This window comes from Curtobacterium poinsettiae, from assembly GCF_025677645.1.
Taxonomy (GTDB): domain Bacteria; phylum Actinomycetota; class Actinomycetes; order Actinomycetales; family Microbacteriaceae; genus Curtobacterium; species Curtobacterium poinsettiae_A.
The window spans coordinates 121,564-136,962 of the sequence record NZ_CP106879.1 but is presented as its reverse complement, the minus strand read 5'-3'; the positions used below and the strand labels follow the sequence as shown (position 1 = coordinate 136,962).

Annotated in this window: 10 protein-coding genes; 6 read left to right on the top strand and 4 right to left on the bottom strand. The window is 72.5% G+C overall.

The annotated features are described in order from the left end of the window. The first annotated feature begins 80 nt into the window (after positions 1 to 80). The 3 genes from OE229_RS00680 to OE229_RS00670 are packed head-to-tail and all read left to right on the top strand — an operon-like array spanning position 81 to position 8,564. Positions 81 to 2,840 (top strand): hypothetical protein, encoded by a 2,760-nt coding sequence (locus OE229_RS00680; RefSeq protein ID WP_262139258.1) that lies wholly within the window; start codon positions 81 to 83, stop codon positions 2,838 to 2,840. Further along, positions 2,837 to 4,255, top strand: coding sequence for a type 1 periplasmic-binding domain-containing protein (locus OE229_RS00675; RefSeq protein ID WP_262139257.1), 1,419 nt, complete (start codon positions 2,837 to 2,839; stop codon positions 4,253 to 4,255). The genes OE229_RS00680 and OE229_RS00675 overlap by 4 nt, the downstream gene beginning before the upstream one ends. A gap of 37 nt (positions 4,256 to 4,292) precedes the next feature. After that, a complete protein-coding gene (locus OE229_RS00670) occupies positions 4,293 to 8,564 on the top strand; it encodes an FtsK/SpoIIIE domain-containing protein (RefSeq protein WP_262139255.1) in 4,272 nt (1,423 codons plus the stop codon). 131 nt (positions 8,565 to 8,695) lie between these two features. On the opposite strand, the gene OE229_RS00665 is transcribed toward OE229_RS00670, so the two are convergent. From OE229_RS00665 to OE229_RS00655, 3 genes are read right to left on the bottom strand one after another with little or no spacing between them, the layout of a single operon-like run. After that, positions 8,696 to 10,756 (bottom strand): serine/threonine-protein kinase, encoded by a 2,061-nt coding sequence (locus OE229_RS00665; RefSeq protein ID WP_262139254.1) that lies wholly within the window; start codon positions 10,754 to 10,756, stop codon positions 8,696 to 8,698. 6 nt (positions 10,757 to 10,762) lie between these two features. Next, a complete protein-coding gene (gene mshD / locus OE229_RS00660; RefSeq protein WP_259579123.1) occupies positions 10,763 to 11,584 on the bottom strand; it encodes a mycothiol synthase in 822 nt (273 codons plus the stop codon). After that, positions 11,584 to 12,267 (bottom strand): response regulator transcription factor, encoded by a 684-nt coding sequence (locus OE229_RS00655; RefSeq protein ID WP_017888078.1) that lies wholly within the window; start codon positions 12,265 to 12,267, stop codon positions 11,584 to 11,586. Before OE229_RS00655 ends, mshD begins: the two co-directional genes overlap by 1 nt. Before the next feature lie 129 nt (positions 12,268 to 12,396). On the opposite strand from OE229_RS00655, the gene OE229_RS00650 reads away from it, so the two are divergent. The 3 genes from OE229_RS00650 to ygfZ all read left to right on the top strand — a co-directional run bounded on the left by OE229_RS00650 (position 12,397) and on the right by ygfZ (position 14,499). Then, on the top strand, positions 12,397 to 12,678 hold the full coding sequence (locus tag OE229_RS00650; RefSeq protein WP_209135304.1) for a hypothetical protein: 282 nt from the start codon (positions 12,397 to 12,399) through the stop codon (positions 12,676 to 12,678). A gap of 136 nt (positions 12,679 to 12,814) precedes the next feature. Continuing rightward, positions 12,815 to 13,417 carry a heme-binding beta-barrel domain-containing protein gene (locus OE229_RS00645; protein ID WP_182065342.1) on the top strand — a complete coding sequence of 201 codons (603 nt, stop codon included), beginning with the start codon at positions 12,815 to 12,817 and terminating at the stop codon, positions 13,415 to 13,417. After that, a complete protein-coding gene (gene ygfZ / locus OE229_RS00640) occupies positions 13,417 to 14,499 on the top strand; it encodes a CAF17-like 4Fe-4S cluster assembly/insertion protein YgfZ (protein ID WP_182065341.1) in 1,083 nt (360 codons plus the stop codon). The genes OE229_RS00645 and ygfZ overlap by 1 nt, the downstream gene beginning before the upstream one ends. A gap of 95 nt (positions 14,500 to 14,594) precedes the next feature. On the opposite strand, the gene OE229_RS00635 is transcribed toward ygfZ, so the two are convergent. Then, the gene (locus tag OE229_RS00635; RefSeq protein WP_182065340.1) at positions 14,595 to 15,368 is read right to left on the bottom strand and encodes a class I SAM-dependent methyltransferase; all 774 of its coding nucleotides are present in this window, start codon (positions 15,366 to 15,368) and stop codon (positions 14,595 to 14,597) included. Between the last annotated feature and the right edge of the window lie 31 nt (positions 15,369 to 15,399).

Genomic DNA, 15,399 nt, shown 5'->3' with positions numbered 1-15,399 from the left:
CCCGGGGAAGACCAGCCCGGACCCGACGCCGTTCAGCAACTAGCATCGATGTGCTCGACGATTCTCTTGGGGGGAAGACCGTGATCAACCAGCGTGCCGGGAACACCGGAGCACGAAGCACCACTCGCAGGCTCGTAGGGGCGGTCGCCGTCACCGGCGTCGCCGCGCTGGTGCTCGCCGGGTGCACGTCCGACGACAAGCCGGTGGCTGACCCGTCACGGATCCTGCAAACCGTCGACACGCGCCTCGCCGCGGACGGTTCGATCACGTCGATCTCGGACACCGCGATCTCGGTCGCGGGTACGGAGTCCTCGTCGGCGACGACCGAGCACGACCCCGCGAAGGCGGCGGGCGACCTGCCACTGCGCATCACGACGCAGTACTCGACCGAGAAGAAGACCGGCACGGACCTCGCCGACCTCGACGGGTACTCGGGCCGGGTGTCGATCGACCTGACGATCGAGAACCTGACGGTCACGTCGAAGAACCTGACCTACGACGTTGCCGGCACGTCGCGTTCGACCCCAGCACTCGTGGGCGCGCCCTTCAGCATCGCGGCGTCGACCGTGCTGGCGGGGACCGCCGCCGACCGCGTCGTCACGGACTCCGCCGAATCCGGCTCGTCGACCGACGGTGTCGTGAGCACCAACGGGGACGGCGACGCGGTCGTCCAGTGGGGCCGGTTGCTCGCTCCGCCGACCTCCGGCGCGAGCAGCACGCTGCACCTCGTCGCCGACGTCGAGGACTTCACCGCGCCGACCATCGACGTCGCCGCGCAGCCCGGGCTATCCACGGACCTGTCCTCCACGGGCGTCGTCAACGCGGCCTTCGGGTCCGACAGCGACTCCGAACTCGCGCTCCAGCGCCGCACGATCGACCTCATCTCGCAGGTGAACGAGGTGCTGGCGCGTGCCGGTGGCACCATCACCGAGGTCCGGTCGAACCTCGAGACGACGTCGGAGACCCTCGGTGTCAGGACGGCGGAACGCCTGAAGGAGAGCAGCTCCTCACTGGCCAGCACGATGCAGTCCCTCTCCGGACAGCTCGGCTCCCTGAACAGCGACCTCGGCACCACGGTCAAGGCCACGCAGTCGACGGTGTTGCAGCAGCTCCAGCAGACGACGACGAGCCTCGATGGCCTGCTCGGCGACACGTCTGCGACCGCGCCGGCAACGGTGCTCGACGGCAACGGGTGCGCGGCGACGCCGAAGACCCCGTCCGCCGGAGGCAGTGTCTACGGCAACCTCCTCCGCGTCTCGGCGCAGCTCACCGGCTACGCCGACGCCAGCGAGGCGTGCAAGCAGCAGGTGAGCGCGCAGCTGGCGGGATCCGTCGGCCCGGCGTCGCCGGATGCGGCGACGTGCGCCCCTCAGGAGGCCCGTGGTTCGTTGACCTGCGCGCTCTGGGAGTCGTCGCGTGCGGTGAGCACCTCGTTGATCGGCCTGGTCAGCACCGGACAGCAGCTCGCCGACCAGCTCGACCCCAAGCTCGCCGACACGGCGATCGAGCAGTCCGACGCCCTCCGCGCCAAGCTCGGCGAGATCGACACCGCGGTGCAGGCCCTCGGCGCCGACGGTACCGGTGAGGTCGCCCGCACCCTGCAGGCGCTGCAGGACCTCCGCGACCAGACCGCCGACGACCTCGGCCCCGTCCGCGACGCCGTCACGACGGTGAACCGGCAGGCACTCGCAGCGCGCGGGCTGGTGGGCAACGCCGGGGACGGTCTCTTCAGTACCTCGATGCAGGCGCAGAACCGCGAGGTCGCGGACCAGCTCTGTGCCCTGGCGGCGACCGACCAGCTCGACGCGGAGCAGGCGGATGCGCTTCGTGGGTACCTGACCGCCACGCCGTGCCCCGGCGCTGAAGAGGGCACGACGCTGCAGCCCGGTGGCCGCTTCGACACCCCGATGGACGAACGCCTGACTGACCAGGCGGAGCAGTGGGACGCGGTGGTCGCGGCGACCGACCTCCGCTCCGAGACCGGGATCGGTGCCGCGGTCACGACGCTGTCCGACGACATCGACGCGCTCGACGACGGCATCGCCGAGGTCCGCCGGGCGGTGCGCAACGACGATGGTTCGGTCGAGGGAGCGGCGCAGGAGCTCCGGGAACTCGTCGAGCAGGCGACGAAGTCGAGCGCCGTGGTCGGGACGCAGCTGACGGCGATCAGCACGCAGCAGACCGAGCTGCAAGACGCCGTCCGCAAGGCCTTCGCCGACGCATCGACGCAGTCCGAGAAGGACGTCCAGAAGATCATCGACCAGCAGGTACGGCAGGTCAGCGAGACCGCGAAGGGCAGCCGTGACGCGGTCATCTCGGCCTTCGACAATTCGATTGCCGGGCTCCGGTCCACCTCGGGCGAGGTCACGAAGGACTCGAAGGGCACGATCGACGAGCAGCGCGGGACGCTCGAGCAGGAAGGCTCGGAGCTCTCGTCCGCCGTCGACCGTCAGACGGCCTCGAGCCTCGAGCAGATCGCCGCGAGCACGAGCGCCTCGACGCGCGACGTGCAGGGCGCCTCGACGCTGCTGACTGGCGACCTCAACCGTGTGATGCTCGACCTGGGCGACCGCAAGGTCAACGGCTCCGGCATCCTCGGGGCGATGGCGACGAGCGCGGCGAAGTCCGACTCCGCGGACTACCAGCTCGCCCTGGCATCGCAGAACGCCGCGGGGTACGCGAACGTCCGCGCCGAGGACGTCGCCGGGATCCTGCTCCAGCAGGAACAGTTCCGAGCCTCCCTCGACGCCGCCACGACGTTGCCCGCCTTCCAGCTCAAGGTGCCGGCCAGCGCGACCTCGACCACGCTGTACACCTTCCGGATCGGGGCGGACCGATGAGCGACCAGGCGATCGACGAGACCGATGGCACCGAGGCGGGACGTCCGCGCAACCGACGTCCGCTGGTCATCGCCGCCATCGCGGTGCTCCTGATCGCCGCGGTGGTCGCCGCCGTCCTGACCTTCCGGGCGATCGGCGGCAGCACGCCGGCCGAGGCGGTCCCGGCCACGGTGCCGGTGGAGATCACCGTCAAGCACGTCCCCGACACCACGAAGATCGGCGTCGTCGTCACCCTGGGTGACGGTGAAGGATCCGAGTGGAACGAGGCGGCACAGGGTGCCCTGGTCGCCGAGCGACGACTGGCACTCGGCGGGACCGACATCACCCTCGTCACGAAGAACGACGGCGGGACGTCCGCGGGGGCGAAGACCGCGGTGGCGTCCCTGGCGAAGAGCGGCGTCGCGGGCATCGTCGTCGCGTCCTCCGGCAAGCACGTCTCCGGAGCGCTGACGGCGGCGGCCGAGCAGCACATCCCGGTGGTGGTGCCCTACGCCTCTGCCGAGAAGGACTCGTGGTCGACCGCCCCGACCGCCGAGTCGATCGGCGCCGCGATGACGACGGCGCTCGGCAACGCGAAGTCGCCGCTCCTGGTGGACCTCGGCGGTGGTGCGCCCGCAGGCCTCCGCGTGGCGCACGTCCTCGACGGCGACGACACCGCTGACACCGCTGAGCTCGCCGCGACCATCGCCTCGCGGACCGGTGCGACCGCCGCAGACGACGGCAGCGACGAGGCCTCGGACGAGGCCGCGGACACCGATCCGAAGGCCGCGCCGGACTCGGACGCTGTCGTCGTCAGCGGGTCCGCGCAACGTCAGGGTGCCCTGGTGGCGGCGCTGCAGGCAGCAGACGTCACCGTGCCGGTCGTCCTCACCGCGGACGCGACGAGTCCCGCCTTCGGCGCCGCACTCGTCGATGCCGGCGGCAGCCTGAGCGGCTCCTTCCGCACCGTCGGGGTGGCCGCCGACGACGCACGCGCGCTCTCCTCGGACGCCGAAGGTCGGGCGATGTCCGCGTTCCTCGGTGGGGTCCGGGTGCTCGCCGACGATCCCGACGCCCAGAACCTGACGGGCGACCGGCCGTTCTCGGCCGTGGCCGGCGCAGCGGACTCCCGCAGCCACGATGCCGTCGTCGCCCTGGTCCGCGCGGTCGGCAAGGCCGGCAGCACGGAGCCGTCCGACGTGACCGATGCCCTCGCCGCGCTCGACCTCGACTCCGCGGCGGGCATCGCCGGTCCGGCGCTCGACTTCACGCGGCAGCAGGCGCTCGATGCGTCGGCGACGGTGTTGGCGGCCTCGGCACAGCCACTCGGGCTCCGACCGGACACCGCGTCGAGCGGCGACGGCGGCGACGACTTCGGATCCGATGCCGCACAGTCCACCGCACTGGTGTGGTTCGAGGACTCCACCGCACGCTGACCCACCCACGCACAACCCCGAGAAGGACACCGCGAGCATGCGCCTGCTGATCGAGCTCGACGACCGACGTGAAGCGGTCGAGGTCGACGGGTGGTCTGGCGCGTCCTCGCTGGGGGAGCTCATCGCGGCGGCGATCGGTGTCGAGCTCGCGGCCGAGACGACCCTCGCGGTCGACGGCCACCGCACCAGCGCGGGCACCCCGCTGCGTGACCTCGTCCTGCTCGAGGGGTCCCGCATCGGCCGCGCACCGCAGGAGCGGCCGCAGACGATCGACGGGTGGAGCGTCACCCTCGCCGGCGGACTCGACGCGGGTCTCGTCGTACCGGTCCCGCGCAGCCGGGAGCTCGTCGTGGGTCGGGCACCGCAAGCCGATGTCGTGCTGCCCACCGAGAGCGCTTCGTGGGAACACTGCACGATCGAGCACGAGGACGACGGGGTCCGGGTGCGCGACGCAGGTTCGACGAACGGGACCGTGATCGCGGGTGAGCGCATCGACGCTGACGGCGTGCTGCTCACCGGCACCACGAGCGTCATCGTGGGCGGAGCCGTGCTGCTGGTCCGGCCAGCGCTGGACGAGGTACCGGTGCCGGCCGCGGGCTCGATGGCCAACCTGACGCCCGCGGCGACCGCGCCGTTCAACCGCCCGCCCCGAGCCGGGCGGAACACCGAGACCGAGACCGTCGACCCACCGGCCAAGCGCGAGGTCCCGCAGGCCTCGAAGTTCAGCTGGATCACCGTCGCAGCGCCACTGGTCCTCGCCGGCGCGATGGTGCTCCTGCTCGGCGACGCCCGGTTCGCCCTGTTCGCGCTGCTGTCGCCGGTCACCGCGATCGGCATGTGGTTCGAGCAGAAGCACCGTCGGTCGAAGAACCTGAAGGAGGAGGACACTCGCTTCGCCGAGGCGGTGGAGTCCTTCCGCGGTGAGATCGCCGAGGCCGCAGCGGTCGAGGCCGCCCGTCGGCAGGAACTCGTCCCCGACCCGGCCACCGTCGTCCGCCGGGCCGAGCTCCCCACCACCCTGCTGTGGCAGCGGCGCTCCGAGGACGCCGACTTCCTGAGCCTGCACGCCGGCACCGGTGACGCACCGTGGCGCCCCGGACTCGATCAGCGGGCGGCGTCGTCCAAGCTCGAGGACGAGGCGAAGGCCGCCATCGCCGACAGCCGCCTCACCGCTGCGCCCGTCGTGGCGGACCTGTCCGACGCCGGCGTCGTCGGGATCGTCGGCGACCGCGAGGGCGCGCTCGCACTGGCGCGGAGTCTGCTCACGCAGGCCACCGTGCACTGCGGGCCCGCGGACCTGACGGTGGGTGTCTTCTGCGACGCCGGCCGCGCGGACGACTGGGGCTGGGCCTCCTGGCTGCCGCACGCGCGCGTGGCGGGGAGCAGTACCGGTGCCCGGTGGATGTCGGCGCAGCGCGACCAGAGCGCGGCGATGCTCCGGGGACTGCGGGAGTCGCTCGACGAACTCCCGACCCCGAACCTGCTCGTCGTGGTCGACTCCGAAGTGCTCACCGAAGGCCGCGACGCACCTGCCCGGAACCTGCTCGGCGAAGGCCGCACCGTGCCCGGACAGCCGCTCCGTCCCGGCGAGCAGCCCCGACGGGTGAGCGGCATCGTCGTCGCGACCAACGAGCAGCAGCTCCCCGCAGCCTGCACGACGATCATCACGGTCGGTGCCGACGCCGCAGCGACGGTCTACCGGCCGGAGGACCGGACCCGCGTCGAGGACGTCGTGCTCGCCGGCCTCAGCGTCGAGACGGCCGAACGGAGCGCCCGCAGCGTGGCGCACTTCGACGATCCCGAACTGCTGGTGCCGGGTGCGTCGCTGCCGTCGCTCGTCCGCCTGCCGGAGCTGCTCGCGGGGGACGACACGGTCGAGCGAACCCCGACGGGCACGAACCCCGCCGATGCGATCCGCGCGGCCTGGGACGCCCGCACCGGCTTCTCGACCCCGATCGGGTCGTCGGAGAGCGGCGTCCTCGAGATCGACCTCGTCCGCGACGGACCACACGGCCTGGTCGGTGGCACGACGGGTTCGGGCAAGAGCGAGTTCCTGCGGTCACTGGTTGCCGGGCTCGCTGCGCGGAACGACCCCACGCGCCTGAACTTCCTGCTCGTGGACTTCAAGGGCGGGGCCGCGTTCGCCGCCTGCGAGCGGCTGCCGCACACCATCGGCACGATCAGCAACCTCGACGAGCAGCTCGCCGACCGGGCGATCCGGGCGCTCGAGGCCGAGCTCGAGCGACGGCAGCGGGTGTTCGCCGCGGCCGGAGCGGACATCGACAACCTCGACGCCTACCTCGCGACGAAGCCGGACGAGCCGATGCCGCGCCTGCTCCTCGTCGTGGACGAGTTCGCGATGCTGGCGAAGGACTTCCCCGACGTCCTGACCTCGCTCGTCGCCGTCGCCGCGGTCGGGCGCACACTCGGCGTCCACATGATCCTGGCCACCCAGCGACCGGCCGGCGTGGTGAGCGAGGACATCCTGGCGAACACCAACATGCGCGTCGCGCTGCGGGTGCAGAGCCGCGAGGACTCCACCAACGTGATCGGGGTCCCCGCCGCCGCCGGCATCGGTCGCCAGCAGACCGGTCGCGCCTACGTGAAGCTGGGGCAGGACGACATCACCCCGGTGCAGACAGCCCTCGTCACCGGCCGCGCCCGTGACGAACGCGCCGAACAGCCGGTGTCCGTCCGCCCGACGGACGTCTTCGGCGTTCCCGCGCCGATGCCCGCCCCGGCTCCGACGGCGTCCGACGTGACCGACCTCGACCTGCTCATCGAGTCGATCGGGCAGGCGAACGCCGCCGCCGGCCACGCTCCGCCGCGCCCGATCTGGCCCGAGGCACTCGGCGACCGCGTCGAGCTGGGTGCGCTGGCGGCAGCCGACGCCGCTGACACGTCGCGGACGGTGCCCGTCGCCCTGGCGGACGACCCCGACCACCAGCGTCAGGTCACCACCGGATGGGACCTCGACGAGGGCAACCTCATGCTCATGGGCATCCCCGGCAGCGGGACGAGCACGGCGCTCGCCACCCTCGCCCTGCAGCTCGCCGCCGCGACGAGCCCGGACGACCTCGACCTGCTGGTGCTCGACATGGGTCCAGGCGACCTGGCTCCGCTCGCCCGGCTGCCGCACACCACGGCCTACGTCGGCTCCGGTGCCGGCGCGGGGGAGTTGCAGGCGCGGTTCCTCCGCCACCTGCGCGTCGAGCTCGAGCGCCGTCGTGCCACTCCGGGAGGCCGGCGCGCCATCGTGCTGATCGACGGTCTCGCGGCACTGCGCGACGAGTACCAGGACTTCGAGGGCCAGCTGCTGCTCGACGCCCTGTACCGCGTCTACGCCGAGGGGCCTGCGCTGGGCATCTCGTTCGCCGTCTCGACGACGCGGGCCAAGGCCGTGCCGTCCGCGATGGACGAAGTGACCACCCAGAAGTGGATGTTCCGCCTGGCGGACCCCTACGACTACGCCTCGATCGGTGTCCGCCCCAAGGACGTCCCACCGCCGGTGCCGGGCCGCTTCATCGACTCCGTCCTGCGCCTGCAGTCGCACGTGGCGACGCCCGACGTCCCGCTCGCGCAGGCGGTCGAGCGCCTCGCGGAACGCTGGTCCGGCACCGCCCCGAAGGCGAGTGCGGTCGGCCGGCTGCCCGACGCTGTCTTGGTCGACGAACTCGGCGCAGGTGCGGTGTTCGCGGGCGAACCGTGGCGGCTGCCCATCGGGATCGCGGAGGACGACCTCCGACCAGCAGCACTCGAGGTCTACGACGGCGAACACGTGCTCGTCGCGGGCCCGGCCCGGTCCGGCAAGTCGACGGCGTTGCTGGCGCTCGCTGCACTCGCGCGTGCGGCCGAGGGGGTGCGGCCCGCGGTCTGGGCGATCTGCGATCGCCGCTCGCCCCTCGCCTCCGGTTCGTTCGACCGCATCGCCGTCGGGGCCGACGAGGTCCCCGCACTGCTGGCCGGGCTGCGGCTCGAGCGCGGTCCGGTCCTGCTGCTCATCGACGACGCCGAACGCTTCGACGACGGCGACCAGGCGATCGCCACCCTGCTCGCGACGGAGCGTCCCGGTCTGTGCGTGGTCGCCGCCGGGCGGTCCGCCGACCTCCGGTCGCTCTACAGCCACTGGACCCGCGCCGTCCGCAAGTCGCGGTGCGGTGTGCTCCTGCAGCCGGACGTCGACTACGACGGCGAGCTGCTCGGCGTCACCCTCCCGCGCCGTGCACCGGTCGCGATGACCGTGGGTCGCGGCTACGCGTCGTCCGGCGGGGCCGTCCGCCTGGTCCAGACCGCGTCCGCAGGCAGCTGACCCAACCGGCTGACGGACTGGAGGCCCGTGGCGACGCCGCCACGGGCCTCCAGTCCGTCTGCTGGTCACGCTCAGTCGCGCGATGGACGCGCGCTATGGACGCGCGCGATGGACGCGCGCGACGGACGCGCTCAGTCGCGCGTCGTGATCCCGAAGGGCGAGCTCTCGAGGTTCGTGAAGTTCCCCACCGTCGCCCGGACGGTGCACGATGGGGCGACGGAGAGTGCGGTCACCACGAGGCCGTCCGACGACACCGCCAGCGCGCCCGAGCAGCCGTCGGCGAACCGCACGCCGGACTCCCCTCCGGCAACGTCGACGAGCATCTGCGACGGGCGTCCGCTGCTCGGACTGCGGTAGAGCGGGTTGAGCTCGTCGGCACCGTTCGGCCAGACCGGCACCAGGGTCACCGGCAGTGCGGTCTGGCTGACCGTCCGGTCGGGTGTCCGGACCTCGACGCCCTGCAGCCGCTGGACGGGGTAGGCGGTCCCGCGCACGGCGTCGTCGGTCACGGCTGCGGTGGTCGCCTCGCCGACGCCGTCGAGCCAGGTCTGCAGCGCTGCGCCGTCCTTGACGGAGGAGAGCGGCACCGAGGCCTCGACCGTGACGTCTCCGCCGGCGGGGACCTCGACGCCGGACAGGCTCCACGCGCACGCGGTGTCCACGCCGGTCAGTGACGGCTGGTTGCGCTTCGCGGTGATGCCCTCGCCGGACCAGGTGACGGCGGGGCAGGAGGCTCCCGAGCGAGCACCCGGCAGCACCTCGAGGAACGGTCCGCTGAGGGTGGCCGCCTGCGCCGCGTACGTGACGCGCAGGTCCACGGTGCCCTTCGCCGGGTCGATGGTGGCGCGCCGTGTGGTCGCCAGCCCGGTGGGCAGTGGCCGGTCCTGCTGGTAGGCGTTGGCTGCCTCTGCGGTCGCGGTACCGGTGCCCGGCGTCTTCCGGAGGGCCCCGGGCAGCCACACGACGCCACCGACGACCAGCGCGGCGACGAGCACGACGCCGATGCCGCCGAACAGGAGCGCACGGTCGGTCAGCCACTCGGGGCGGGCGAACCGACGCGTCGGTTCGGGCGCAGCGGCCGGTGCGGCGGGCAGCGGCTGCCGCGCCATCGGCCGGATGACGGTCTGCGACCCGGCGGGGCCGAGCTCCGGGGCCGGCCCGACGACCGCTGCGTCGTCCCCGGTGGCGGTGGTCCGGGATCCCGTCGCGTTCTCGGGACGGACCCCACGGACGACGGTCGCCGGACGCTCGACCTCGTCGAACGAGTCCGGGTCGCTGGAAGCGGCCAGCGCGGGTGCCGACGCGAGGGAACGGGCGAGCCGACGCAGGGTCGCCGCAGCGTCTGCAGCGGACGGACGGGCGTTCGGGTCCTTCGCGAGCAGCGCGGACACCGCCGACCACAGGGCATCGGGCACGTCGAGCGGCGGCGGGTTCGAGGTGACGTGCCGGTAGGCCACGGCGAAGTCCGTGCCGGGGCCGGCGAAGGGTGTGCGGCCGGACAGCAGCTCGTAGAGCATGACCCCGGCGCCGTAGACGTCGGCGGCCGGGCCGGAGCGGCCGTGGCTGATCGACTCGGGGGCCATGTACTGCGGTGTGCCGAGGAGTCCGGTGGTCGTGCGTTCGCGTTCGGCGACGACCGACGCGATGCCGAAGTCGGTGACCCGGACGTCGCCGGTGGCGCCGGGAGCCCAGGTGGTCTGGAGCAGGACGTTGTCGGGCTTCACGTCACGGTGGGTGACGTCCTGCTCGTGCGCCGCGGTGAGTGCGTCGAGGGTCTCGGCGGTGATCGTCAGGGCGTCCCGCGGCAGGAGCGGACCGTTCGACGCGAGCAGATCGCGGGCGGACCCACCCGGCACCAGGTCCATGACGATCGCGAGCCGGTCGCCCTCGACGACCAGGTCGCGGACGCGCACGATGGACGGGTGCTGCAGGGCGAGGAGCACCGAGCGTTCGCGGACGAAGCGCTCGACGATCTGCGGGTCGGCGGCGAGCTCGGCACGCAGGAGCTTGGCCGCGAAGGCCTCGCCGGTCGCGGAGTGCTCGACCCGCCAGACCTCTCCGGTGGCGCCGGTGCCGAGGAGCTCGACCAGTCGGTAGGACGCACCGAGCGGTTCGCCCTGGCCGTACTGCCCTTGCCGGTCCTGCGCCACGCGTTCCCCGATCCCCCCGTTGGCCGACCCCTTGCCGACCATGCAATGTTACCGGCCGGCGGCCTGCTCCGGCGCCGCGTACTGCACGTCGATCGCGTACTGCGTGAACCCCGACCGCCGGTACAGCGCCAGCGCCGGCTCGTTGTCCCCCTCGACGTACAGGGCGGCGGCGGTCAGGCCGCGGCCGCGCAGCCGAGCGGTGCCCGCGCGCATGAGCACACCACCGAGGCGCTGCCCCTGCAGGTCGGGCCGCACGGCGACGGCGTAGAACTCGCCGATGCCGTCGTCGACCTTGAGCCAGCACGAGCCGGCGAGCTGCCCGGAGGCGTCTCGGAGCAGCAGCAGGTCGTCGCCGGAGAACCAGGCGTCGGCCTCGCGTGCGTGCAGGTCGTCGAGCGTCATCCGCCCCTGCTCGGGGTGGTGCGCGAAGGCGGCGGCGTTGAGCGCGAGCCAGTCGGTCTCGTCGTCGGTGCCGGGGCGGAACGCGGACAGGCTGTACCCGGCCGGCACGTCGACAGCCGGGGCGCCGGCCTCGTCGATCGGCGCTCGGAGCTGCAGCAGCGTGCGGACCGCACGCCAGCTGAACCGGTCGGCCAGCGCCCGTGCTGCCGGGTGGTCCCCGTGCGCCCAGGCGAGCCGAGGAGCGGCCCCGCCGCCCAGCGCGAGTGCCTGGGACACCAGGGCCGTGCCGATGCCCTGGCCACGGGCCTCCTGGGCGACAACCATCTCGAGCTCACCGTCACGGACCACCGCGACCCCGTGATCGACGGTCAGGACGGTCGCGCGCCCCGCGCGGACGTCCACCAGGGTCTGGTCGGAGAACGGGGGAGCCTCGCCGGGGGCGACGAAGCTGCCGAGGTCGGGCAGCACTACTGCCCCATCAGGCGCTCGGCCTCGTCGTCGTAGACGTTGAAGCGGTACCCGACGTTGCGCACGGTGCCGATGAGCGACTCGAGGTCGCCGAGCTTGGCGCGCAGCCGTCGGACGTGCACGTCGACCGTGCGGGTGCCACCGAAGTAGTCGTAGCCCCAGACCTCGCTGAGCAGCTGCTCGCGGGTGAAGACGCGTGACGGGTGGGTGGCGAAGAAGCGCAGGAGCTCGAATTCCTTGAACGTCAGGTCGAGGGGCCGGCCGCGCACCTTGGCCGAGTAGCTGGCCTCGTCGATGACGACACCGGATGCCTGGATCTTCGAGCTCGTCTGGCCCTTCGCCGCACGACCGGCCGACAGCCGGATGCGGGCGTCGATCTCGGCCGGGCCGGCGCTCTCGAGCACGACGTCGTCGACGTTCCAGTCGCTGTTCACCGCGGTCAGCCCGCCCTCGGTGACGACGAGCACGATCGGCGTGGTCGACCCCGACGAGGCGAGGATCTTGCACAGGGCCTTCGCGCTGACCAGGTCGGTGCGGGCGTCCACGAACATCAGGTCGCTCTGCGGGGCGTTCACCAGCTGTGCGGCCTCGGCCGGCACGTGGCGGATCCGGTGGCTCAGGAGGCCCAGGCTCGGCAGGACGTCTCCGGGCGCGGTCGAGGTGAGTACCAGGAGCTGTGCCACAGGACCTCCGGAGGTGGATGACGTCGTGGACACATCCTAGTGATGCTCGGGAAGTCCTCATCCGGCCGGACGGTTTGCGCGGCAAGCCGCAAGCGCGCGCCGGGCGTCACCCCTGCCATGATGGAGCGCGTGACCGAGCCCGTGCCCCCCACCGACCAGCGTCGCCTGCGGCTGACGTCCGTCCTGCCGGTCTGGGTGCTGGCGGTCGTCGGGGCCGTGCTCGTGCTGACCCTGGCCGAGCGCGACGCGTTCGCCTGGCTGCTGCTCGTCTTCGTCGCCTGCGTGATGGTCAGCTTCGTGCTGCAGCTCATCACCGCCACCAAGGACGGCCTGGTCGAGCGCATCAGCATCGCGTCGTCCGGCGCGTTCGTCGTGGTCCTCGTCACCGCGGTGGTGCTCCTGGCGCGTTGAGCCGAGCCGCGTAGACTCCGAGCATGGATTCGCTGCTTGCGCTCGAGCTCTTCTACGTCGGCCTCCTCGGCCTGGCGTCGCTCGCGATCGCGTTCATCTCGGTGGTCGTCGTCGTGAAGCTGTTCAAGGGTCAGCGTTGATCGAGCTGCCCGAGGGCCTCGCCCCCGAACTGGTCCCGCTGTCGTGGCTGGTCGGCGTGTGGGAGGGCACCGGCGTGGTCGAGTACCCGGTCGGTGACGACGACGCGGTCCGGAACTACGAGTTCGGCCAGCGCGTCAGCTTCAGCCACGACGGCCTGCCGTACCTGAACTACTCGTCGACCACCTGGCTGCTCGACGACGACCACACCCCGCTCGCGGCCGAGATGGGCTACTGGCGGATCGACCGTCCGACGGAGCCCGGTGACCGGGGTCCAGCGATGCTCCTGGGTGAGGGCCCGACGCCGTTCAGCACGGTCGAGAGCGTCGAGGCGCTCCGCAACACCACCGACGGCTTCGACGTCGAAGCCGCGATCATCCACCCGACGGGCGTCAACGAGCTCTACGTCGGCCGCGTGCTGAAGGGCCGGATCGACCTGTCGACCGACGCCGTGATGCGCTCGCCGAACGCGAAGGACTACTCCGCCGCGACCCGCCTGTACGGACTGGTCGAGGGCAAGCTCTTCTGGGCGTGGGACATCGCCGCGCTCGGTCGCGAACTCACCTCGCACGCCTCGGGGCAGCTCGCGAAGGTCGACTGATGTCGGTGTTCGCCGCGCGTGACGGCTTCGTCGCGGCCGACTCCGTCGCCGCACACTTCGGCAACCCGATCGGGGAGCAGCGCCTGCTGACCCGTGGGCGCGCCGTCGTCGAGCTCGGACTCGGTGTCGTCACCGTCTCCGGACCGGACCGACTGTCGTGGCTCAACTCGATCACCTCGCAGCAGCTCAGCGGGTTGCCGACCGGTGTGAGCACCGAGACGCTCGTGCTCGACCAGGCCGGACGCGTCGAGCATGCAGCGCGCGTCGTCGACGACGGTGCGACGGTCTGGCTGCTCACCGAGCGCGCTGACGCTGCGCCGCTCGCCGGCTGGCTGGACTCGATGCGCTTCATGCTCCGGGTCGAGGTCGCCGACCGCTCCGCCGACTTCGTCACCCTCGGCTGGTTCGGCGCGGACGCCCCGTTCGCGTCCGTGGAACTGCCGGAACCGCCCGTCGCCGAGTGGGTCGACCCGTGGGGTGCCGTCACGCCGGGCGGATGGGGCTACGCCGATCTGGAGGCCCACCCCGGCTCCGACTGGACCCTCCGCATCGCCGTGGTCACCCCCGGTACCGCGGCCGCGATCGCCGCGTCGGACGTCCCCGTCGCGGGGCTGCTCGCGTACGAGGCCCTGCGGATCGCCGCTTGGCGCCCGACCCTGTCCGACGTCGACGAACGGACGATCCCGCACGAGCTCGACTGGCTCCGTTCCGCGGTGCACCTGTCGAAGGGCTGCTACCGGGGGCAGGAGACCGTCGCGAAGGTCCACAACCTCGGGCACCCGCCGCGACGGGCCGTGCTGCTGCACCTCGACGGGTCCGACGGCGTGCTGCCGGCGCCGGGCACGCCCGTGCTGCTCGACGACAAGCAGGTCGGTCGACTGTCGGCGTCGGCGATCCACCACGAGCTCGGTCCGATCGGGCTCGCCGTGGTGAAGCGCTCCCTCGACCCCACCGCGACCCTGCGGCTCGAGGCCGACGACGTCGTGGTGACCGCGGCGCAGGAGACCATCGTCCCGCCCGAGGCCGGTGCGACGGCGAACGTCCCGCGCCTGCCCCGCCTCGGAGCCGTCAGACGCTCCTAGCTCCCCGTCGACGATTGCAGAACACCGGTGTTCGCCGGTCGCACCGCGGTTTGCGCGTGTTCGGAGCGCGAACACCGGTGTCTTGCGTCGGAGGGTCAGGCGGGCTCGACGGCCGACCACGGGACGCTGAGCTCGCCGAGCCGCCAGCGCGTCACCCCGTGCAGCACCGGCCAGCCGCGGTCACGCATCCCGCGCACCGTGGCGATCCACCGCTGCCGGGGCCCGTACGTGCCGAGCGGTGCGGCGACCGCCCACGACAGGTCGAGGTCCCGCAGGAAGGCGTGCACCCGTTCGCCGGGGACGTTGCGGTGGATCAGGGCCTTCGGCAGCCGCTCGGCGACGATCGAGGGCACGTCGAGCCCGGCGAGCCGGAGCGACACCGTGAAGGTCCGCGGCGCGACGTCGTCGAGCGTCACCCACGAGGCCACCCGGCCGACCTCGTTGCAGGTCCCCTCGACGAGCGCACCACCGGGCTGCAGCCGGTCCTGCATGATCCGCCACGACCCGATCACCGCGGACTCGTCGTACTGCCGCAGCACGTTGAACGCGCGGATGACGGCTGGTCGGCGCTGCCCGGGCGTCGGCGTCTCGAAGCCCCCCAGACGGAACGTCACGCCGTCGCGGGTCCCGGCGTTCGCGAGTGCGACCCGCGAGGGCTCGATCTCGATTCCCGTCACCTCGACGTCGGGTCGGACGGCGGCCAGCCGGTCGCGCAGTTCGAGGGTGGTGGTCGGCGACGCCCCGTAGCCGACGTCGGCGACGAGCGGGTCGTCCGTCCGGCGCAGCACCGGCAGGGTCGCGATCCACCGGTCGACGCGGCGGAGCCGGTTGTACCCGGTCGTCCCGCGCGTCACGTTCCCGATGGGCATGCGTCAAGGGTACGGGGCCGGTACCGCTCGG